This is a genomic window from Sphingomonas sp. C3-2 (assembly GCF_033025475.1).
In the GTDB taxonomy this organism is placed as follows: domain Bacteria; phylum Pseudomonadota; class Alphaproteobacteria; order Sphingomonadales; family Sphingomonadaceae; genus Sphingobium_A.
The window spans coordinates 2746170-2765054 of record NZ_CP130322.1 but is presented as its reverse complement, the minus strand read 5'-3'; the positions used below and the strand labels follow the sequence as shown (position 1 = coordinate 2765054).

The following is an 18885-nucleotide window of genomic DNA, read 5'->3' as shown; positions in this document are numbered from 1 at the left end:
CCACTCCCTTTGTCTTTTGCTGTTGTCGCGCGATCATCGCCGATTTGCGCTCTGGACACCATACATTCCGTATGGTCCCTTGGGGCAAAAGGCGCCGACTCAAAGCCGCGCCGTGATCGAGAACCGAGAGGAAAATACCCCAATGCCATCCGCCTATCCCCATCTTCTGTCCGAAGGAAAAATCGGGCCGATCAGCGTGCGCAATCGCATCATCGTGACCGCAATGGGCGTCAGCCTGTCCAACGCGGACGGCACGGTCAGCGATCGCCTGATCGCCTATCACGAGGAACAGGCAAAGGGCGGCGCGGGCCTCATCATCATGGGGGTCAGCGGCGTCGCCTGGCCGGTGGGCGCGGTGATGCCCAACCAGACCGCGATTTCCGACGATCGCTTCATTCCGGGGCTGCGCAAGCTCACCGATGCGGTCCATGCGCACGGCGCCAAGATCGCGGCGCAGCTCCATCATGGCGGGCTCGTCGCCGGCTATTCGGCCACCGAGGGCCATCCGCTCTGGGCGCCTTCGCTGCCCAAGCCCGTGGCGGGCGATTTCGTCGAGGCGTTTCTGCCCGAAGAACTGGCCGCCTTTGCCGGTGGCCCCGTGCCGCAGATCAAGGTGCTCGAGGAAGCCGACATCCAGCAGGTCGTCCGCTGGTTTGCCGAGGGCGCGGCGCGCGCGCGGCAGGCCGGTTTCGACGGCGTCGAAATCCACGGCGGGCACGGCTATCTGCTCTCATCCTTCATGTCGCCCGCCTCGAACCGCCGCACCGATGGCTATGGCGGCCCGCTCGAAAACCGCGCGCGGCTGACGCTGGAGGTTGTCCGCGCGGTGCGCGAGGCCGCCGGCCCCGACATGGCGGTGTGGCTGAAGCTCGATTCCCGCGAACTCGGCAAGCCCGATGGCATCACGATCGACGATGCGCGCATCGTCGCGCCCTGGGTGGAGGCCGCCGGCGCCGATGCGATCACCGTCACCGCCTATCACAATGTCGGCCAGGGCAAGCTCCATTCGGGATCGAACATCCCGCACGAACCCGATTTCAACCTGCCCGCCGCCGCCAGGATCCGCGAAGTGGTGAAGCTGCCGATCATCGCCTCGGGCCGGGTCGAGCCGCCCTCGGCCGAGCACGGGCTCGCCAAGGGCGATTTCGACTTCCTCGCCATGGGCCGCAAGGTCCTTGCCGATCCGCATCTTCCCAACAAGCTCGCCGCCGACAGCGAAGCCGATATCCGCCCCTGCATCTATTGCTACACCTGCGTCAGCACCGCCTATATCCGCGAGCCGGTGCGCTGCGCGGTGAACAGCGAGCTGGGCCGCGAATTTCAGGTCGTGGCCCCGCGTGCGGCGCCGGGCGGCCATTTCGTCGTCATCGGCGGCGGCCCCGCCGGGATGGAGGCGGCGCGCCGGCTCGACCGCGCGGGCCAGCGCGTCACGCTGATCGAGAAATCGGATCGTCTGGGCGGCACGCTGCGCTTTGCGGGCCTCGCCTATGAACCCAATGAGCGGCTGATGCACTGGCTGCGCCGCCAGATCGAGGGCTCGAAGGTCGATGTCCGCCTCAAGACCGAGGCGACGCCCGAGCTGATCGCCGCGCTCGGCGCCGATACCGTGATCGTCGCCACCGGCGCGCGGCGCGATATGCCCCCCATTCCGGGCGGCAACCTCTCGCACGTGTTCAGCGGCGACGATATGCGCCGCATGATGCTCGGCGAAAGCTCGGATGCGCTGAAGTCGAAAACGAGCTGGGCAACGCGCATCGCGACCAAGGTGGGCGCCGCCACCGGCGCCACCGCCAATCTCGATTTCGTCCGCAAGGCCACCAAGACCTGGATGCCGCTCGGCAAGAACATCGTCATCATCGGCGGCGAACTCGTCGGGCTCGAACTCGCCGAATTCCTCGTCGAGCGCGATCGCCGCGTCACCGTGGTGGGGGAGGCTCCGCGCTTTGGCGGCGGGCTTCAGCTGGTCCGCCGCATGCGGATGCTCGTCGAACTGCGCGAACACGGGGTCGAACTTTTCCCCGCCGCCAAGGACATCCGCATCGTCGAGGGCGCGGTCCAGTTCACCGATGGCGAGGGGACGGCCCGCTCGGCGGCCGCCGATCATGTCATCGTCGCGGCGGGCGCGCACGGCGATTCCAGCCTCGCCGATGCGCTGCGCGCCGCCGGTCTCACCGTCCATGAAATCGGCGACGGCACCGGCGTCGGCTATATCGAGGGGGCCATGCGCGGCGCCACCGACAAGGTCGCCGAACTCCTCGCCTGATATCCGCCATCACAGGCCCGGCCTTATGCGTCGGGCCGCAACAGAAAGCGTTAGCCCATGACCCACAGCGCCACCCAGATCACCAACCTGCTCTACCGCTATGCCGAACTGATGGACGCCGGCGACCTGACGGCGGTCGCCGCCATGTTCCGCCACGCCAAGATGAAATCGGGCGCGGCCGACGGGCTGCTCGGCCATGAAGAGATGCTCGATCAGTGGCACCGTTTCGTGAAGATCCACCCCTGCGGCACGCCGCGCACCAAGCATGTCGTCACCAACCCGATCGTCGAGGTCAACGAGGCCGCCGACACCGCCACCTGCCGCTCCTATTACACCGTGCTGCAGGCAACCGATGTCGTCCCGCTCCAGGTCATCGCCGCCGGGCGCTATCATGATCGGTTCGAACGCGTGGACGGCAGCTGGCGCTTCGCCTTTCGCGACTATTCGATGCTCGATCTGAAGGGCGATCTGAGCGATCACCTGCTCGTCGCCGTCCCCGCCTGACGGGCCGAAAAACGGCCCCGTTCAAGAGGGGTGGAACGGGGCCAGCTTCCGTGGCTGAGGGGAGGAGCCACGCCCGCGATATTATCGGTCTTTACGGGGATTGCCGCACACGGAAAAACCGCGGGTAATTCTCCTGAGTCCCCGCCCCCGCGCCTCATCTACGCCGGATAAAAGACGCCCCGCCGTAGCGGGGCAGTTTGCTCGGGTCTCGGCATCCACAAGGAAAACATCCGGCCGTGCAAATGGTTGCACGGGGCGGAGGATTTTTGGTGGTTTTGGGTTTGTGGATAAATTCGGAGGTTGGAGAGCAGTACTGAGGTCTAACGCAACCAAGCGTTAGTCCAAATTGCGCCCATCCCGGTCGCTTAATGTTTCGATCACGGCGCTCCAAACCGGACATTCACACAAGGACCATCCCCGCGCCAGCGGTTTGGCACTTGTCCTACAAGCAGCCAGTCGTTCAGACGTGTGCGAGGGTTGCTGTGCGCCTAGAGCTGTTTGACTTGTCCAAAGCTTTGGCTATCCAGCAAAAAAGGTCCGCGCTATGCAGGGGGTGAAAGCGTTAGGTGCCGATAACTGTCGAACATACCAAGGAGAACCTGTGCGCAGCGCACGTCTACGCCATTTGCGCGTCGGCCGGGGTATTGCTGGGTAAAGCCCATGTCCACGACTACGGCGTCGATGGCAGCTTTAACACCGTTGTCCATCGCGGCACTAGGCGCGTCGTTTCCGGCTTTGGCCTCGACTTTCAAGCGAAATCGACGGTCAATTGGGAGATTAAAGACGACGAAGTTATCTACGATCTTGAGTCCAAAGCTTACAACGACATCGTTTCGAGAACTCCAGCTGAAACGACGCTAATTCTCGTGCTCCTCTGTCTCCCCAAGGATACCACTCACTGGCACTCCGTAACGAACGAACTTACGACTCTGCGCAATTGCTGCTTCTATCACACGTTCCAAGGCTCAGTGGTCGGCAATGAGAACTCCACCAAGCGCATCAAAATCCCTTTGGGTCAGCTTTTGACGCCGGATAGTCTCATTGATCTACTGGCAGCGGAGAAGTCGCGGCGAGAGGAGCAAGCGGCATGATGGATTTCCGCGAAACTGGCCCCGGTTCAGTCCCGTTGGACATGCTCCGGCGATACCTGGTGGCGACGGGCTGGCATGTCCGTGCGTCGTCCGCAGTCTCAGCCTCCTCAGAGAAGTCAGTTGCCCATGCGCTCTTGGGAAACCGAACCGGAGGGAACCGAAACTTTGAGGTATTCGTCTCAGGAACATCGGATTTGAGTGGGATAGAGCTGGTTGTCCCAAACAGCGTCAGTTCCTCTGAATATGCTTCGCAGGTATCGCGTGTTATAGACGCCCTCTCAGCTATCGAGGACCGGGCCGAGTTAGACGTTGCGCGCTCCATACGGGAGGTCGCGTTCGACGTGTTGCGGTCTCGCATCCCTGATGCTTTGGTGGTCGATGACTCAATCCGCTTAGAAATGGCGCAGAACTTCGTGCTCGGCATCCGTAGTATTCTGGCAGCTACGGCGCACACCGAGCTAGAACCCCTGCCCTACTTCCTGCGGACGAAAAAGGAGGCGTCAGATTACGCTAATCGGTGCCGGTTTGGTCACACTTTCAGGGGCAGTTTTGGTTTCACTGTAGAATCCCCGATTGAACCGGCAATTCAATCCGCCTTACCTGGAATCGACCCCGCGCCCCCTTTCGAGCGTAGGGTAATCAAGCGCTTTGCCCGCGGCCTTGAAGCGGTATCGAAAGCTGTTTTGATTGACAGTACCGATCCGATCACGGACACCATCAAGACTGGCTTTAGTGCAAATGTGTGCGAGCAGTTGGCTACCTTGGTCGATGGCACTTCTCCGAGCGGCATCGTTTTCGATTTCTCTTTTAGTCCCGAATGGAAGGGCGCAGAGGCAATCCACGCCGGTCCCGAGCATTTTATGGTTGGTCCGCGCCAGGTCGAGGCTGTGCGAGAAGCTGCAAAGGTGCTGCGTTCCCGTGTTTCATCATGGGAGGAGACGGTATTTGGCCGTGTCATTCGGCTTGCCTCTCAGGCTGACCCATCGGACCTTATGGATATGATGGGGGACCGAGAGGTTGCGATCTTGTGGTCCAGTGAAGCGACCGGGGACATAGCGGTTCGCGCCTCACTTAACCCGGCAGAGTATCTCAAAGCCGTTGAGGCCCACGCAGCCGGTCGCGCGGTCGAGGTCAGTGGGACTTTGGAGCGGCGTGGACGCAGGTGGGTCTTGCTTAACCCCATTAATTTTCAGGTGCATTAAGAGCGGTGCTCAGACCGGCGCGCACTAGAAAGTAGAAAATGACCGTACCACAGCAGTTTCGTTATGAGTGCCGGAGGGGCGCGGAGGAAAGGGGGCGTGGGCCGAGGCAGGGCTACTGGGCTTGCCGCATACTATGCTGCCGTCAGTAGGTAGCCGGAAACTAACAGCGTTGCGAACGGACTCTTCTGGCTTTGGCTGACATTCTCGGCGCGTTATCGCGACCGCGTATGCTGGTCGGTAGGGAACGCTGCGCGAGCGGCAGCTCTCGCTACGCTCAGATTCCGAACCCGACATTCCACTATCGGCCAAGCGCTGCCATTAGCCAGCGACGCCTCAGTAGCGGCTGCCCCCACCCCCTCAAGACTGCGAATGCAGCGCGCTCGGTCTCGCGATATCGCCCAGCACCTTGCCGACGCGGCGGGGTTCGCCGCCCAGCGCTATGTCGCCGATCGAGATCACCCCCACCAGCCGCTTGTCGCGGTCGAGCACGGGGAGGCGGCGGATCTGGCTTTCCGCCATATGGGCGAGCACCAGGTCCACCTCGTCATCGTCGAAGCAATATTTCACCTCCTGGCTCATCACGTCCTGCACCAGCGTGTCGGCGCCGCGCCCCCGCGCCACGCCGCGGATCGCGATGTCGCGGTCGGTGATCATCCCCACCAGCTTTTCGTGATGCGCCACCGGCAAGATGCCCGCATCGATCTCGGCCATCAGCGTGGCGGCGTCCTGCAGCGTTTCCTCGGCATCGATCGTGCGGACGTCGGCCGTCATCATCTCGCGCACGCGCATGGGTCTTCTCCTTCGTCGGGCCGAAGGAAGAATGTCGGTGCCGGCGAAACGGTTCCCCGCGCCGGCACCGGAATCGGTCAGCGCGCGGTGCTGACCAGCATCATCGAGAGCGGGCCGCTGCCCGGTTCGGGAAGCGGATGGTGCGTGTCGGTGATCCAGCGCAGCGTGCCACCATCCTCGATCCGCGCCGACACGGCGTAGCGGTGGCGCGGGTCGAGCTTGGCGCGGTCATAATCGATCGTGAAGGCAAGCGGCACCTGCCGCCCTTCGGTCTTCACGCGCGTTTCGGCGATCAGCGGCGCGGGCGCATCCATCAGGCTGACATCGCGGATCTGCACGATCAGTTCGGCGGTGGGCGGCAGCGCGATGCGCTCGCGGTAGAAGGCATTGCCGCTCAGGCTCACCATCTGGGGTGCCGGCTTGGTGCTCGGCGTATCGGGTGCCGCCGATCCGCCGGCCGCGCACGCGCCCAGGATCGCCAGCATCGGAATGAGAATAAGGCCCTTTTTCATCAATCTTCCTTTCCCCGTCCCCCTGCACGGACGCGGCTGACGCCCGCCTGAACGCCCCAACGCGCAAAGCCCGCAATCAGGCCCGTCAATGGCCCATCCGGCCTTCACCCCACCCGCGTCCAGCTCTGCGATTTGCATCCGATACCGGCAAACAGGCACCCACGCCCGGTCAGCGTGTTCTGGTCTTCCACGGTCACGGTTCCCGAAAAGGTCTTGTTGATATCGGGCACGAACACGCGCCCCTTCCATCTTTTGGCGTCGATCCGCTTGAACCCCTTGAACAGCTCGGTGCCGATCAGCCTGGGGGTGCCCCCCTCGCGCGCATCGCGCTGCGCCTTTTCATTCGCCCACACCACCGTGCCGCACATGCTCTGCCCGCAGGGGTGGATGCGGATATGGACGCTGTTCTTGGGGTTGCGGAAAATGCCTACAGACTGGTCTAGCTCCGCGCGCGCCGGCGTCGTCGTCAGTCCCCCGGTCAGGCCGAACATCGTGACAAGCATGATCACCGGACGACGCATAGGCCCTTCCCTTTCCGCTACGGCATCCATGCCTTTTCAGCCACGACCCGCATTGTTGCAAACTCGCCACACCCCCGCAACGAATCGTTTTTGCCGGGGTTGCATAACCCCTTCATCCGGCTAGAGAACCCGCGGCCGTAGCGCAGCGTCCTGCCGCGCCAGGCCCAATTTTCCGAATAGGGGTAATAATGAAGAAGATGATTCTGGCGTCGGTTGCGGCGCTGGCCGTTTCGACGCCTGCGTTCGCCCAGGATTTCACCGGTCCGCGCGTCGGCGCGACGATCGGTCTCGCGGACGACGATTTCGCCGGCACCGAAGTGTTCACCTATGGCGTGAACGCCGGTTATGATTTCAAGATCGGCGGCGCGATCGTCGGCGGCACCGTCGAATATCAGGACAGCAGCGAAGACGGCTTCGGCCGCGATCTCTCGGCTGTCGCACGCGTCGGCGGCAAGATCTCGAACAACGCGCTGCTGTACGGCCTCGCCGGCTACAGCAACCTCGCCATCGACGGCACCGGCATCGAAATCGACGGCGCGCGCTTCGGTGCAGGCGCTGAAGTGGCCGTTGCCAAGAACGTCTATGGCCAGTTCGAATATCGCTACACCAACTATCAGTACGGCCTTGAGCTCCACCAGATGGTGCTCGGCCTCGGCGTTCGCTTCTAAGCGACCCCGCTGATTGCGCGAAAAGGGCGGCGGACCACCGGGTCCGTCGCCCTTTTTTTGCATGGCGCGCGCTCAGCGTTCCTCTTCGAACGTCACCGCCACATCGCCATTGGCCGAAAGGCGCACCTGATTGCCTTCCACCTCGGCCACCAGCCCGCCGGGAATATAATGGTGGTGCCCCTTGTGCGATCCCTCGCCGCTGTCACGCTTGGTCAGCTTGATCCGGTTGCCCTCGACATGGTCGACCGTGCCGATATGCACGCCGTCCGCGCCGATCACTTCATAATGTTCCTTTACATGCGACAGATCCGCCATGGGCCTTCTCCTTTTGGGATATGGTCTGTTGCCAACGCATGGCGCCGCTTTTGGTCGCACGGCCTGCATGCTATGATGCCGCCACGCCGAAACGCGCAGGCATGTCCATGACGCACCGTCCGATCGTCCTTGCCGTTGTTCTTGCCACTGCCACGCCGGGCACGGCCGCGCCCGATTGGGATCACGCCGCGCGCGTCGCGGTCTCGCTCTCCAGCTTTGCTTATGCGCCCGATACGATCCGCCTGCGCGCGGGCGAGGCGGTGGTCCTTCACCTCGTCAACACCAGTTCGGGCGGCCATGATTTCACCGCCCCCGCCTTTTTCGCCGCGTCCGAAATCCGCGCGGAAGACCGGGCACAGATTGATCGCGGCCGGATCGAGGTGCCGGGAAAGGAAAGCCGTACCGTGGCCCTCGTTCCCCGCGCCGGTGAATATCCGCTGAAATGCAGCCACAGCTTCCACAAGATGCTGGGCATGTCGGGTCATATCATCGTCCGTTGATACGGTGGGCCAAAGCGCTTCCCCCTTTCGCCCTCCCGATTTTGCCGGGCCGCTTCTCCCAATGGATGCGCCCGCTCCCCGTAAGACGGCGCGCCCTGCCCCGATGCCTTCTCCCGCCCCGTCACCGCATGGTTAATATGCCTCCTCAAACACCGGAATTGCCGCCTGTGCGGCGGTTTTCCGCCTGTGGAACAAAGGGGGCGGGGATGTCAGTGGACTTCGAAGCGATCGTCCTGCGCTGCGACGGGATGCTCTCGCCGACCGTTTATGCCCGCATTTACGAAGCGGCCCGGCGCGGCGGCACGATTGTCGAGGTCGGCACCGCGCTGGGTGCCGGCACGGTGGCGCTGGCGCTGGGCTTGCGCGATTCCGGCCGCGCGGGGCGGGTATTCAGCTTCGATCCCATGGCCGGCGGGCCACGCCAGCAAGCCTTTTCGGGGGCCGACGCGCGCACCGATCGCATCCACGCCAATCTCGCGCATTTCGGGGTCGATCATCTCGTCGATATCGTCCCCTCCGCGCTGCCCGACGCGCTCGGCGCGCTGCCTGCGAGCGCGCCGGTTTCGGTGCTGATGCTCGATGCCGATGGCCGGATCGACCGCGATTTGATCGCGCTGGGCGATCGCATCGAAACTGGCGCACCCATCATCATCGATGATTATGCCGACAAGGTGCGCATCAGCCGGGCCAGCGATTATCGCTTCCATATCGATTCAAAGATGCGGCTCACCTTCCTGCTCGTGAACGCGCTGCGCGATGCCGGCTTCCTGAGCGAGGGGGACGTCGAACGCAACACCTGGTTCGGCGAAAAGCGCGATACCAACGGCACGCCTTTCCCGCTTCCCGCGATGCTCGGCGCCTATCGCCAGCTCGTCTTCACCCGCGCGCGGATGACGCCGGCGGATGCCTGGCGCCGCAAGGCGATCCTGATGCTCGAACGCACCCAGCCCGCCCTGCTCCAGCGGCTGCGTGTCTGGAAACGACGGCGCGGCACGCCCGGCTGATCGCATATTCAACTTATGCGTGCATATTCCTCGCGCAAAAGCGCGGGCTCGCGCTCGAGCAATTGCAGGATCGCAGGGTCGAACTTGTCGGGCCAGGTCCGCCCATCTCCGCCAAGGATCAGCGCCACCGCCGCCTCATGGTCCAGCGCCGCCTTATAGGATCGCTTGGTCCTCACTGCGTCATAGGCATCGCACACCGTCACGATCCGCGCCTCTTTGTTAATGGCATCGCCTACCAATCCATAGGGGTAACCGCTGCCATCCCAGGATTCGTGATGCTCCAGCGCAATCGTCGCCGCCAGATCCAGCTCGGGGTCGCCCACGCCTTTCAGCAACGCGTGCCCACGCCTCGGATGCTCGCGCATCTCTGCCATTTCCTCCGCGGTCAGGCGTCCGGGTTTCGCCAATATCTCTGCTGGAACCAACGCCTTGCCAACATCATGAAGCGCGCCTGCCCGCCCCAGCGCGGCGGCATGCCCGGCTTCGAATCCCATGCCCAGCGCCAGCACTTCGGCCATCCGGCCCACCCGTGCCTCATGGCGCGAAACATCGGCGAGGATCCCGGAACGAAACCGATCAAGCTGCTCGAAAAAGGGGGAAATACAAATGGACCGTCTCGCATATGATTGCACAGCAAACTGAAACGATCCCGTCCACCACCAGGCCTTCGTGATCAATTTCGCATATTTACCTATATTTAAATCCTATAATTTCTATTACTCCTGCCGCCAACCGTTTGAAGGGCATCCATTCCCGCGCGGGCGCTCCCTCCACCCGGCACATCCTGCTATGCCGGGCGCGGCGCCTGCCGCCAGACACATAAAGGGAAATGCCATGCCGCGCCGCGCGCCCGCAATCGGGGATATCGTCACCGTCGATGATCGGATGCAGCACGGCTATCGCTATGTGCTCGCAGCACCGATGGGCGCCGATTTCGATCCCGAATTCCAGCCCGGCCTCACCCCGGCCGAAATGCTCGCGCTCGGTGTCTTCGGCGGGCGCTACATGACCGATTGCCGCGCCGAATTTCCCGATGACTGGTTCGACGGCGCCCGGCTATCGCCGCAGCGCGCCGATCCCGCGATCAATTATTTCGGCGTACTCGCCAGCGCGCCGCTGTCCGAATGGCGCGCCAAGGGCTGGATCCACCCTGATGACCCGCGCGGCTGGTTCCAATGGTATTGCCGCTATTATCTGGGCCGCCGCCTCCCCGGCGAGGATCACCGCCAGATCAAGCGCTGGAAGGCCTTTGCCCGCCACGCCGCGCAGGTGCGCAAATATTGCGACCCCGGCGATCCCTTCTGCCGCCCCCGCCAACGCCAGGCTCTGCTGCAATGGGCCTATGACAGCCGGGTGATCTAAGGGCGCACATCGGTTACCAGAAATATCATCCTGAATTCTGGACCTTGCACGCGCTCGCGGCGTTGATGCGCCATGCGGCTATCCGCCGCTCCAACCTTGTCCAACTGAACCGGAATCCAATGCGCATGAAGAAGCACCTCTCCACACTGTCCGCCCTGCTGGCGCTCACCGCCCTGGCCGCCTGTGGAAAACCGGGCACCACGGACAATCTGGCAGCGTCTTCCGAAGTGCCCGAAGCTGCGGCGGCGGAAACGAACGACACGTACGCTAAAGAACCTGAAAACGACGCTGCGGCGGCTGCGCCTGTCGTCCCCAGCGAAACACAGCCCCCCAAATCGCCCGTTGTCGAAACCGCCTTCGATCCCAAAAACGCAACCATCATCATCGACGGGCAGAAGATTGTCCTCAAGGACGGCCTCTTTCAGGCGCCCGCCGCCCCCGGTTCGGCGAGCCTCGTCACGACACGCTATCTCGGCAAGGACGCTCACGGCGATCTGACGAACGATGGCAAGGATGACCGCGCCTATTTCATCACCCATGATGGCGGCGGCAGCGGCGTCTTCTATTATGTCGTCGTCGCGATCAACAGCGCGACCGGCTACAAGACGACCAATGCCTTTCTGGTCGGCGACCGGATCGAACCGCAATCGCTCCGTATCACGGCCAACCGGCTCGAGGTGACCTTCCTGGGCCGCGCCAAGGACGAGCCGATGGCGGCCAAGCCCTCGCGCCCCTCCGTCCTGCTCCTGAAGGTAACACCGGGCGGCAAGCTCGAAGGCCTGATGAAATAAACCAGCCGGTCCACCGGGGCTGATCCTCCGGGTTCAGTCCCGTCTCATCCGCCACCACCCACCGCAAATTTCCTCCGCAACCGGTGCCCCAACGCCGCCGCCCCGGTTGAAATCCCCACGCATTTTCCCTATAAACGGCCTTGCGGACCGGGCCCCTCTGGCGCGGCCTCGCCTACGGGCAGGCGCGTGATGTCGGACCGCATCGGAGTATCCGATGCGAACGCTGGTCTGGCCTTGTGCCCTCTCCTCGCACCGGATTCTCCGAAATGGATTTCCATTTCGAGGAGCCATGTTCATGGAGTTTCTTTTTGCAGACTGGCTGGGCACCCCGGCCTGGTTCTGGCTTGCCTTTCTCGCCATCGTCGCGGCGCTGACCGCGTTCGACCTCGGTGTCCTCCACAAGGAAGACCGCGAGCTCGGCATTGCCGAAAGCCTCAAGCTGTCGATCTTCTACATCGCCGTCGCAATGGCGTTCGGCGCGTGGGTGTGGATCGCGCGCGGCGCCGAGCCGGGGATGCAGTATTTCACCGGCTATTTCATCGAAAAGGCGCTGTCGATCGACAATGTCTTCGTCATCAGCCTCATCTTCACCTATTTCGCCATCCCCGCGAAATACCAGTATCGCGCCCTGCTCTGGGGCATTCTCGCGGTGATCGTGCTGCGCGGTCTGATGATCGCGGGCGGCGCCGCGCTGATCGCAGAGGCGTATTGGGTGCTCTATATCTTCGCCGCGTTCCTTGTGTTCACCGGCATCAAGATGCTCTTTTCGGGTGACGATTCGATCGACATCGCGAACAACCGCGCGATCCGCTTCATCTCCTCGCACATGCGCGTGACGCCCGATCTGCACGGGCACCACTTTTTCGTGCGCACGGCGGATACAAAGACCGGCAAGATGGTGAACGCCGCCACCCCGCTCTTTCTCGCACTGGTGGTGATCAACCTCGCCGATCTCGTCTTCGCGATGGACAGCGTCCCCGCGATCTTCGCGATCACGACCGACACCTTCGTCATCTACACCTCGAACATCATGGCCATTCTCGGCCTGCGCGCGCTCTATTTCGCGCTCGCCGCGATGATCCACCGCTTCCACTATCTGAAATATGCGCTGGCGGCGGTTCTGGTATTCATCGGTGCGAAGATCTTCATCTCCGATTTCGTGCTGGATGGCGGCAAGTTTCCGCCGGTGCTCAGCCTCGGCGTCACCTTCGGCCTGATCGCCACCGGCGTCGGCTGGTCGCTGTGGAAGACGCGCAACGAGCCCAGCCATGGCTGATCCACGGCCATTTCCGATTTTCGAATAAGCGTGATGCAGATCACGCGCCGAATCGCGGGAATCATCTAGGGTCTCTTTGCGACCCGAAGGGAATCAGAGCTATCTGAGCTCCCAACAACTGACCCAGCAACCGCAAGGTTGCTGGGTCTTTGTTTATACGCATTTTCCCCCACGAAACATGGTTGACAGTTTTGCAAGCCCGCTGTTTCAGTCGATTGCTTCCTTATGGGTGCGGGGGGAAATTTGCTCGAGGCCGAACGGCACGCCGTCATCAAGACCGTGTTCTCCTGTGGAGACACGGGTGCGGCTGCGCTCGTTTCCGCCATGCGCCTGTATTCCTTCGCAAATAAGGCAATCGTCGTCCGGCAGGGCGACATGGTCGGTCAGTGCTGGCTGGTGGTAGAGGGGATGGCCCAGGCGCAGATCGTCTCGGCAGACGGGCAGACCACCCTGCTCGCCTCCTATGGCCCCGGTGAAATTCTCGGCAATTATCCGGAACCCGCAACGCTGCGCGCCGATATCGTAGCACAGGGTGCGCTCACGCTGTTCGGGATCGAAACCGCCACGCTCGTTGCCCTCGCCCGCGACCATGCCGATGTCGGTTTCGGGCTGTCGCTGCTGCTCGCGCGCCAGCTCGACGTCACGCTCGATCGCATGGCCGCGCGCACGACGCTCAGCGCCGCAGGGCGCATCTATGCCGAATTGCTGCGTCTGGCGGGGCCGGATAATCGCATCGATCCACCGCCCATTCTCGCCGCGCTCGCGCTCACCGTCCACACCACGCGCGAAACCGCGTCGCGCGCGATCGCCAATCTCGTGCGCCGCGGCATCGTGCGCCGCAGCGATACGCTGTTCGAAATCGTCTCGCCGCGCCTACTCGCCGATCTGGTCGCCTGAGGGCGGATCGACGAACAGGCCATAGATCGAAAGCTCGCCCAGCCGCGCACGCATCGTCCCCATTGGCTGCACATTCGCCTCCGCCCGGTGGAGCATCAGCGCCAGCGCCGCCGCCTCGCTCAGCGCCACCGATCCGGACAAATTCGCCGAAGCCAGTGCCTGCACCTGATCAAAGCTCTGCGTTGTCGGCAGACCATCGGGCAAGGCGCGGTAATCAAGGCCCAGCCGCGCATCGGGGGCCAGCGCCTTCAGCCGCTCGGCCGCGTCGACGGCCTCGGCCAGCGTCGCAAAGCGGCGCACCGCACCGCCCGCTTCCTTGCCTTGCGGCACCGCCACGCCCGCATCGGGCATTGCACTGGCCAGCGCATTGGGCAGGCAGAGCAGCGCCGCCGCAGGCCCGCTGCCGGGCAGCGCCATCTTGCGGCTGTCGCTGCGGTCGACCAATATACGGTGGAGCGGCAGCCCTTGCGCGCTCCATTGATCGGTCCCGGCCTGCGCGCTTTCCTCGCCGCGCGCCCACACCCGCAATGCGCTTGAAAAGGTCTGCAACCGGCGCCCTTCGCGGATCGTCAGCCCCATCGCCGCCTCGCGCGCCACCTGCACCGCTGCATTGCTCAACGGCTCCCAATCGCCCAACACGGTTACGGAAACCGCCTCGTCCATCAGCCGTTCGAAACGCGACACCCAATCCCCGCCAAAGGGCGCGACCGATGCCTCGCAGAATAATTCCGGCGGGCATGGCAGCGCGGCGTGCAACTGCCCGCCGCACGCGGTCGCGGCCTCCGCCACCAGAATATCCGCCCCCGCCGCAAGCGCCCCGATCACCGTGCCGGGCTTGATTACGTCGATCCGTTCGGAAATCGCCTGTCGCGCATTCCTATCATCTGCGGCCACGCCCATTATGCCGTCGAAATGCAATGTCGGCGGCGGCCGGAACCGATCGATCCACGCCGCCGAACGCCCCGCTTCCTCAGCGATCAGCCCGAATTGGCGCAGCGTCGAGGCATGGTCCTCCCATGCGACGGGGTGGTGGCGGATGGCCTGCCCCAATATCGCGTCGGCTTCGCTCTCGCGGCCCAGCAGCAGCAACGCCTCGGCGCGGGTGGCGTCGAGCCAATAGGGGGTGTCGGGGGCGCAATCCTCGCTGTCGAGCAGCGACAGGGTTTGCTGCGCCAGCGCCGTCGCCTCGTCGCGGCGTCCCGTCAGAAAGGCCAATGTCGCGGCGTTGATCAGCGGATAGGTCGCGCGCGACAGCGCCGAGGCGCGCGCATAGGCGGCAATCGCGTCATTGAGCAGCGCCGTCCGCGCGGCGCCGCTTTCGCGCGCCGCGCGGTCCTTGAGCAAACGGCCATACACCGTCAGCACATCGGGATTGTCCGCATCGGGGCCAAACCCCGCGGCATGGAACTGCGCCCATGCCTGCTCCAATGCTCCGGCCCGCGCCAGTCGCGTAATGCTGTTGAGCTGCGATCTGATCATCGGGCGCCTTTTCCCACGGAAGGCACTGTATGAAAAGTGGTCAGACGCGCGGCCCCTTGTTGCTGCCATCGGGGTCGATGGCCAGGATCACGCCCAGATCATTGCCACCCTGGGCATATTTGGCGTGGATATAGATGTTGAAGATAAAGCCCTCGCACTGGCCTTCCTTCAGCGGCTTGCCGTCGATCCCGCTGCGCATATAGTTGCGGCACCGCACCGCCGGGAAACCACCCACGGTCAGCTTTTCCAGATCGTAAAAGCTCTTATTGGGCGTCACCGGTTCGCACGGCGGGGGCAACGACGAATTGTCCTTGGTTTCAAGAAACCAGATCGGATCGGTGTTGTCGCCATCGTGGAAATCATAGCCCACGGCATCGAGCACGATGGTGAAATAGCTCATATATTTGTCGAACTGGATGTTCTCGAAACCAAAGCCATCAAATCCGGGCTGCTTTTCGGGGTTCGGCCCCTGCGCCAGCGTCAACAGCCGCTCCTGCGTCTGGTCCAGCCCGGCGGCGTCGATTTCCGAGAACCAGCGATTGACGTTCCACACCCCGTCCTTCACGCCGATATACAGCAGCATGACATGGCTGATCTTGTCGCCAGGCCCCACCGTTTTGATGCTGTCACCAAATGCCATCGTCTTTTCCTTTCCCGGGGCTTTCCGCTCCGGCCAAGGCCATCGCGTCGAGCCGCTTGATCGATTCAGCACGAAAGGCGGGATCTGCAGCCGTTTTGGGGCTCGATTCCCGGATAAAACGCCGCGCCTGCCCCACCAACCTGGCCATTTCAGCCTCGCGGTGGCGCGCACGCGCCAGTTCGGCCGCATCCATCAGGATGCGCAGATGTTGCTCGAACCAATTCTGGTTCTCCGGATCGCGCGCGCGCAACATGGTCGACTGCGCCTTGGCATCCTGCAGCAACTGGTCCGCTCTGGCCAGTTCCCCCCCTTCGGAAGCGATCCGGGCCAAGGCCCGTGTCGCCACAAGCGTATCATAGGCGATATCGCCGTTCTCGGGGTCTTCGTTACGCAAAGGTATCAAAAGTTCCAGCTGGCGCGTCCGGTGCCAGCGCGCCGCGGCAAGGTCGCCGCGGTACAGCTGGACATCGGAAATCCGCGCATGGCGCTCGGCCACTTCCATCCGGATCATCACCGATTTTGGGTCGATCTTCTGCGCCTGCTCGAACCAGTAAAGCGACTTCTGATAATTGACGATGGCATCGTCATTCTTGTGCTGCAGTTCGCTCTGCACCGCCGCGATATTGCTCAGCGCATAGCCCATCTCGACGAAGCTGCGCGATTTGCCCGGCTCGATCTGGGACAACCGGTGCGCCCAGTGCAGATAGCCGCGATAATGTTTCAGCGCGTCGTCGACACGCTCGTTGAGTTGCGCCGCATAGCCCACCCAGAATTCGCTCTGCGAATGCGCGAAGATCCGCTCGGGGTCTTCGGGACTGGCGACCAGGATCGCCTCGGTCGTCCGGTGCGCCTCGGTGAACTTGCGCGCCGCGCCCTTCAGGTCGCCGCGCGTGATATCATCCTCACCCATCGCATGGAGCACGCGCGCGCGCCGCTCCAGGCTGTCCTCGGGCAGGCGCGCCAGATCGCCCTGGCTGCGGTAATAGTTCATCGCCCGGTCGTTGACGACCGTCAGCGCATCCAGCCTTCCCACACTGCGCAAGCGTTGCCGCAAATCGGTCAGCATGAATTCGACGATCCCCTCCGCCTCTGCGCGCTGGCGCTCCGCTTCGCGCTGTGCCCGCCACGCAAAAACCGACAATGCGATGAAGCCTAGCATGACGATGAGCGCGGCAACCGTGATGCTCGTCACGCGCCGGATGCGGCGCTGCGCGTCGCGCTGGATCAGCCGGTCGAGCCCGACCGAGGCGAGCCCCGCCACCAGCTTGAGCGTCCCCAGCCGAACGCCGTCGCCCTGCGGGCGCAGATCGGCGGCCAGCGGCTCGGGGCCGTTTCGCAGCGCGGGCGGAAACGCCTCTTCGGGTTCGCCATCGACGATCGCGGCGAATATCGGACGATCGGGATGAAGCTCGCGGAAAAGGCGTACCTCCTTGTCCACCCAGGGCGATGTCGCCGCATTGGGCGAACACAGCACCACCAGCGCGCGCGACCGCGACAGGCCTTCGCGCACCGCCTCGGACAGATCGGCCGCCGCCGGCAGCTCATCACGGTCGCGAAACACGCTTCCCAGCCGGCGTGCGCCATCCGGCCCCGCCAGCCCCTTGGGCAGGCGATAGGATTCAAGCCGCCGCTGCAGCCGCCGGGCGGCGGCCACATCCTTGTGATTATAACTGATAAAGGCGGCATAATCCGCCTGTGTGTCCGCCCCCACGGCCATCTGGTCCAATCGCTCCGCAACCCTTTTACCCCTGTTAACAGGGGAAAAGGGGTTCAGCCATCGTCCAAATCGCGTCGGTCTATCCCACCACCCGCGCGCGGCGGGAACGGCGCCTCATGCGTAGCGGATCGTCACCCGCGCCGCCGCTTCTGCCGCGATGCGGCGCGCCTCGTCGGTCGTCTCGCCAGCGGCCAGCGCCACCGCCATTCGGCGATTGGGGCGCGTTACCGGCTTGCCGAACACGCGCACATCGACGTCCCGGCCCGACGTGCCCAGCGCCATCGCCTCGGCCACGCCCTCGATCGTGAAGGCCTCGGCCTCGCGGTCGGCCAGCACCACGGCGGATGCGGTCGGGCCGGTCAGCCGGATATCGGTGATCGGCAGGCCCAAGATCGCGCGGATATGCAGGTCGAACTCGGTCAGGTTCTGCGACATCAGCGTCACCATCCCGGTATCGTGCGGGCGCGGCGACAATTCGGAAAAGATCACCTCGTCCTTGGTCACGAAAAACTCGATCCCGAAAATGCCGTAGCCGCCAAGGTTATCCACAACCTTCTCGGCCATCGCCTGCGCATCCGCCAGAAACGCATCGCTCATCTGCGTCGGCTGCCAGCTTTCCTGATAATCGCCGCGTTCCTGCCGGTGGCCGATCGGCGGGCAGAACAGCACGCCCTGGCGCGTCCGCACGGTGAGCAGCGTGATCTCGTAATCGAAGGACACAAATTCCTCGACGATCACCTTGCGCCGGTCGCCGCGCATATTGGCAACCGCATAGTTCCATGCTGTCTCAAGTCCGGCCTCGTCGGCCACGGTCATCTGTCCCTTGCCAGAAGACGACATGACCGGCTTGATCACGCAGGGAAAGCCCGTATGCGCCGCCCCCGCGCGCACTTCCTCAAGGCTTTCGGCATAGCGATAGCGCGAGGTGCGCAGCCCAAGCTCGGTCGCCGCGACTTCGCGGATACGGTCGCGGTTCATCGTCATATAGGCGGCTCGCGCCGAAGGAACGACGGTGAACCCCTGTGCTTCCACCTCCTGCAACACCTCGGTACGGATCGCCTCGACCTCGGGCACGATATAATCGGGCTTGTGCGTCTCGATCGCCGCGCGCAGCCGATCGGCGTCCAGCATCGAGAAGATCTCGCAGCCATCGGCCACCTGCATCGCCGGCGCATCGGCATAGCTGTCGCAGGCGATGACCTGGCATCCCAGCCGCTTTGCCGAAATCACGAATTCCTTGCCCAGTTCGCCCGAACCGAGCAGCAGAAGCTTGGCGGTATATGCCATGTCTTGATCACCTGATTAGTCGTTTGCCGCTGGTTACACGGCCCCGCGCGCGCGCTCAATCGCGATC

The 18885-nt window shown here is 63.5% G+C and carries 20 protein-coding genes; 11 read left to right on the top strand and 9 right to left on the bottom strand.

Going from position 1 to position 18885, the window contains the following annotated elements; translation table 11 throughout:
- Positions 1 to 142 precede the first annotated feature (142 nt).
- The 4 genes from QYC26_RS13360 (at position 143) to QYC26_RS13345 (ending at position 5060) form a co-directional block, all read left to right on the top strand.
- The gene (locus QYC26_RS13360) at positions 143 to 2263 is read left to right on the top strand and encodes an FAD-dependent oxidoreductase (RefSeq protein ID WP_317512715.1); all 2121 of its coding nucleotides are present in this window, start codon (positions 143 to 145) and stop codon (positions 2261 to 2263) included.
- Positions 2264 to 2320: 57 nt separating this feature from the next.
- Positions 2321 to 2767: a nuclear transport factor 2 family protein gene (locus QYC26_RS13355; RefSeq protein ID WP_317512714.1), complete on the top strand. Its 447-nt coding sequence runs from the start codon at positions 2321 to 2323 to the stop codon at positions 2765 to 2767.
- Between the two features lie 566 nt (positions 2768 to 3333).
- On the top strand, positions 3334 to 3858 hold the full coding sequence (locus QYC26_RS13350; protein ID WP_317512713.1) for a DUF4365 domain-containing protein: 525 nt from the start codon (positions 3334 to 3336) through the stop codon (positions 3856 to 3858).
- The gene (locus QYC26_RS13345; protein WP_317512712.1) at positions 3855 to 5060 is read left to right on the top strand and encodes a hypothetical protein; all 1206 of its coding nucleotides are present in this window, start codon (positions 3855 to 3857) and stop codon (positions 5058 to 5060) included. Before QYC26_RS13350 ends, QYC26_RS13345 begins: the two co-directional genes overlap by 4 nt.
- A gap of 357 nt (positions 5061 to 5417) precedes the next feature.
- Here QYC26_RS13345 and QYC26_RS13340 read toward each other — a convergent pair whose 3' ends face one another.
- The 3 genes from QYC26_RS13340 to QYC26_RS13330 all read right to left on the bottom strand — a co-directional run bounded on the left by QYC26_RS13340 (position 5418) and on the right by QYC26_RS13330 (position 6882).
- A complete protein-coding gene (locus QYC26_RS13340; RefSeq protein WP_317512711.1) occupies positions 5418 to 5849 on the bottom strand; it encodes a CBS domain-containing protein in 432 nt (143 codons plus the stop codon).
- Between the two features lie 77 nt (positions 5850 to 5926).
- Complete coding sequence (locus QYC26_RS13335; protein ID WP_317512710.1) at positions 5927 to 6361, bottom strand: YbaY family lipoprotein; 435 nt, start codon at positions 6359 to 6361, stop codon at positions 5927 to 5929.
- Positions 6362 to 6465: 104 nt separating this feature from the next.
- Positions 6466 to 6882: a DUF2147 domain-containing protein gene (locus tag QYC26_RS13330; protein ID WP_317512709.1), complete on the bottom strand. Its 417-nt coding sequence runs from the start codon at positions 6880 to 6882 to the stop codon at positions 6466 to 6468.
- 188 nt (positions 6883 to 7070) lie between these two features.
- On the opposite strand from QYC26_RS13330, the gene QYC26_RS13325 reads away from it, so the two are divergent.
- A complete protein-coding gene (locus tag QYC26_RS13325; RefSeq protein ID WP_317512708.1) occupies positions 7071 to 7550 on the top strand; it encodes an outer membrane beta-barrel protein in 480 nt (159 codons plus the stop codon).
- 72 nt (positions 7551 to 7622) lie between these two features.
- Here the strand turns inward: QYC26_RS13325 and QYC26_RS13320 are convergent, their stop codons facing one another.
- On the bottom strand, positions 7623 to 7865 hold the full coding sequence (locus QYC26_RS13320; RefSeq protein WP_317512707.1) for a DUF2171 domain-containing protein: 243 nt from the start codon (positions 7863 to 7865) through the stop codon (positions 7623 to 7625).
- Between the two features lie 101 nt (positions 7866 to 7966).
- On the opposite strand from QYC26_RS13320, the gene QYC26_RS13315 reads away from it, so the two are divergent.
- Positions 7967 to 8365 (top strand): cupredoxin domain-containing protein, encoded by a 399-nt coding sequence (locus QYC26_RS13315; RefSeq protein WP_317512706.1) that lies wholly within the window; start codon positions 7967 to 7969, stop codon positions 8363 to 8365.
- A gap of 206 nt (positions 8366 to 8571) precedes the next feature.
- Complete coding sequence (locus QYC26_RS13310) at positions 8572 to 9369, top strand: class I SAM-dependent methyltransferase (RefSeq protein ID WP_317512705.1); 798 nt, start codon at positions 8572 to 8574, stop codon at positions 9367 to 9369.
- Positions 9370 to 9377: 8 nt separating this feature from the next.
- Here the strand turns inward: QYC26_RS13310 and QYC26_RS13305 are convergent, their stop codons facing one another.
- Positions 9378 to 10001, bottom strand: coding sequence for an HD-GYP domain-containing protein (locus QYC26_RS13305; RefSeq protein WP_411197601.1), 624 nt, complete (start codon positions 9999 to 10001; stop codon positions 9378 to 9380).
- A gap of 202 nt (positions 10002 to 10203) precedes the next feature.
- Between QYC26_RS13305 and QYC26_RS13300 the strand changes: the two genes are divergently transcribed.
- From QYC26_RS13300 to QYC26_RS13285, 4 genes are all read left to right on the top strand, one after another.
- Positions 10204 to 10731, top strand: a complete 528-nt coding sequence (locus QYC26_RS13300) for a hypothetical protein (protein WP_317512703.1) — start codon at positions 10204 to 10206, stop codon at positions 10729 to 10731.
- 125 nt (positions 10732 to 10856) lie between these two features.
- Complete coding sequence (locus QYC26_RS13295) at positions 10857 to 11522, top strand: hypothetical protein (protein WP_317512702.1); 666 nt, start codon at positions 10857 to 10859, stop codon at positions 11520 to 11522.
- Between the two features lie 295 nt (positions 11523 to 11817).
- On the top strand, positions 11818 to 12798 hold the full coding sequence (locus QYC26_RS13290) for a TerC family protein (protein ID WP_317512701.1): 981 nt from the start codon (positions 11818 to 11820) through the stop codon (positions 12796 to 12798).
- A gap of 243 nt (positions 12799 to 13041) precedes the next feature.
- Positions 13042 to 13695 carry a Crp/Fnr family transcriptional regulator gene (locus QYC26_RS13285; protein WP_317512700.1) on the top strand — a complete coding sequence of 218 codons (654 nt, stop codon included), beginning with the start codon at positions 13042 to 13044 and terminating at the stop codon, positions 13693 to 13695.
- Here the strand turns inward: QYC26_RS13285 and QYC26_RS13280 are convergent.
- From QYC26_RS13280 to purT, 4 genes are all read right to left on the bottom strand, one after another.
- The gene (locus QYC26_RS13280) at positions 13672 to 15174 is read right to left on the bottom strand and encodes a TRAFs-binding domain-containing protein (protein WP_317512699.1); all 1503 of its coding nucleotides are present in this window, start codon (positions 15172 to 15174) and stop codon (positions 13672 to 13674) included. The two genes, QYC26_RS13285 and QYC26_RS13280, sit on opposite strands and share 24 nt — an antisense overlap.
- A 40-nt stretch (positions 15175 to 15214) precedes the next feature.
- Positions 15215 to 15814 carry a hypothetical protein gene (locus QYC26_RS13275; RefSeq protein ID WP_317512698.1) on the bottom strand — a complete coding sequence of 200 codons (600 nt, stop codon included), beginning with the start codon at positions 15812 to 15814 and terminating at the stop codon, positions 15215 to 15217.
- Positions 15801 to 17531 (bottom strand): toll/interleukin-1 receptor domain-containing protein, encoded by a 1731-nt coding sequence (locus tag QYC26_RS13270; RefSeq protein WP_317515072.1) that lies wholly within the window; start codon positions 17529 to 17531, stop codon positions 15801 to 15803. Before QYC26_RS13270 ends, QYC26_RS13275 begins: the two co-directional genes overlap by 14 nt.
- Positions 17532 to 17645: 114 nt before the next feature.
- A complete protein-coding gene (gene purT, locus QYC26_RS13265; protein WP_317512697.1) occupies positions 17646 to 18818 on the bottom strand; it encodes a formate-dependent phosphoribosylglycinamide formyltransferase in 1173 nt (390 codons plus the stop codon).
- Positions 18819 to 18885: the final 67 nt, after the last annotated feature.

Coding starts and splice junctions, on each gene's coding strand:
- QYC26_RS13360 (WP_317512715.1), top strand. CDS start 143: ATGCCATCCGCCTATCCCCATCTTCTGTCCGAAGGAAAAATCGGGCCG.
- QYC26_RS13355 (WP_317512714.1), top strand. CDS start 2,321: ATGACCCACAGCGCCACCCAGATCACCAACCTGCTCTACCGCTATGCC.
- QYC26_RS13345 (WP_317512712.1), top strand. CDS start 3,855: ATGATGGATTTCCGCGAAACTGGCCCCGGTTCAGTCCCGTTGGACATG.
- QYC26_RS13340 (WP_317512711.1), bottom strand. CDS start 5,849: ATGCGCGTGCGCGAGATGATGACGGCCGACGTCCGCACGATCGATGCC.
- QYC26_RS13335 (WP_317512710.1), bottom strand. CDS start 6,361: ATGAAAAAGGGCCTTATTCTCATTCCGATGCTGGCGATCCTGGGCGCG.
- QYC26_RS13330 (WP_317512709.1), bottom strand. CDS start 6,882: ATGCGTCGTCCGGTGATCATGCTTGTCACGATGTTCGGCCTGACCGGG.
- QYC26_RS13325 (WP_317512708.1), top strand. CDS start 7,071: ATGAAGAAGATGATTCTGGCGTCGGTTGCGGCGCTGGCCGTTTCGACG.
- QYC26_RS13320 (WP_317512707.1), bottom strand. CDS start 7,865: ATGGCGGATCTGTCGCATGTAAAGGAACATTATGAAGTGATCGGCGCG.
- QYC26_RS13315 (WP_317512706.1), top strand. CDS start 7,967: ATGTCCATGACGCACCGTCCGATCGTCCTTGCCGTTGTTCTTGCCACT.
- QYC26_RS13310 (WP_317512705.1), top strand. CDS start 8,572: ATGTCAGTGGACTTCGAAGCGATCGTCCTGCGCTGCGACGGGATGCTC.
- QYC26_RS13300 (WP_317512703.1), top strand. CDS start 10,204: ATGCCGCGCCGCGCGCCCGCAATCGGGGATATCGTCACCGTCGATGAT.
- QYC26_RS13295 (WP_317512702.1), top strand. CDS start 10,857: ATGAAGAAGCACCTCTCCACACTGTCCGCCCTGCTGGCGCTCACCGCC.
- QYC26_RS13290 (WP_317512701.1), top strand. CDS start 11,818: ATGGAGTTTCTTTTTGCAGACTGGCTGGGCACCCCGGCCTGGTTCTGG.
- QYC26_RS13280 (WP_317512699.1), bottom strand. CDS start 15,174: ATGATCAGATCGCAGCTCAACAGCATTACGCGACTGGCGCGGGCCGGA.
- QYC26_RS13275 (WP_317512698.1), bottom strand. CDS start 15,814: ATGGCATTTGGTGACAGCATCAAAACGGTGGGGCCTGGCGACAAGATC.
- QYC26_RS13270 (WP_317515072.1), bottom strand. CDS start 17,531: ATGGCCGTGGGGGCGGACACACAGGCGGATTATGCCGCCTTTATCAGT.
- purT (WP_317512697.1), bottom strand. CDS start 18,818: ATGGCATATACCGCCAAGCTTCTGCTGCTCGGTTCGGGCGAACTGGGC.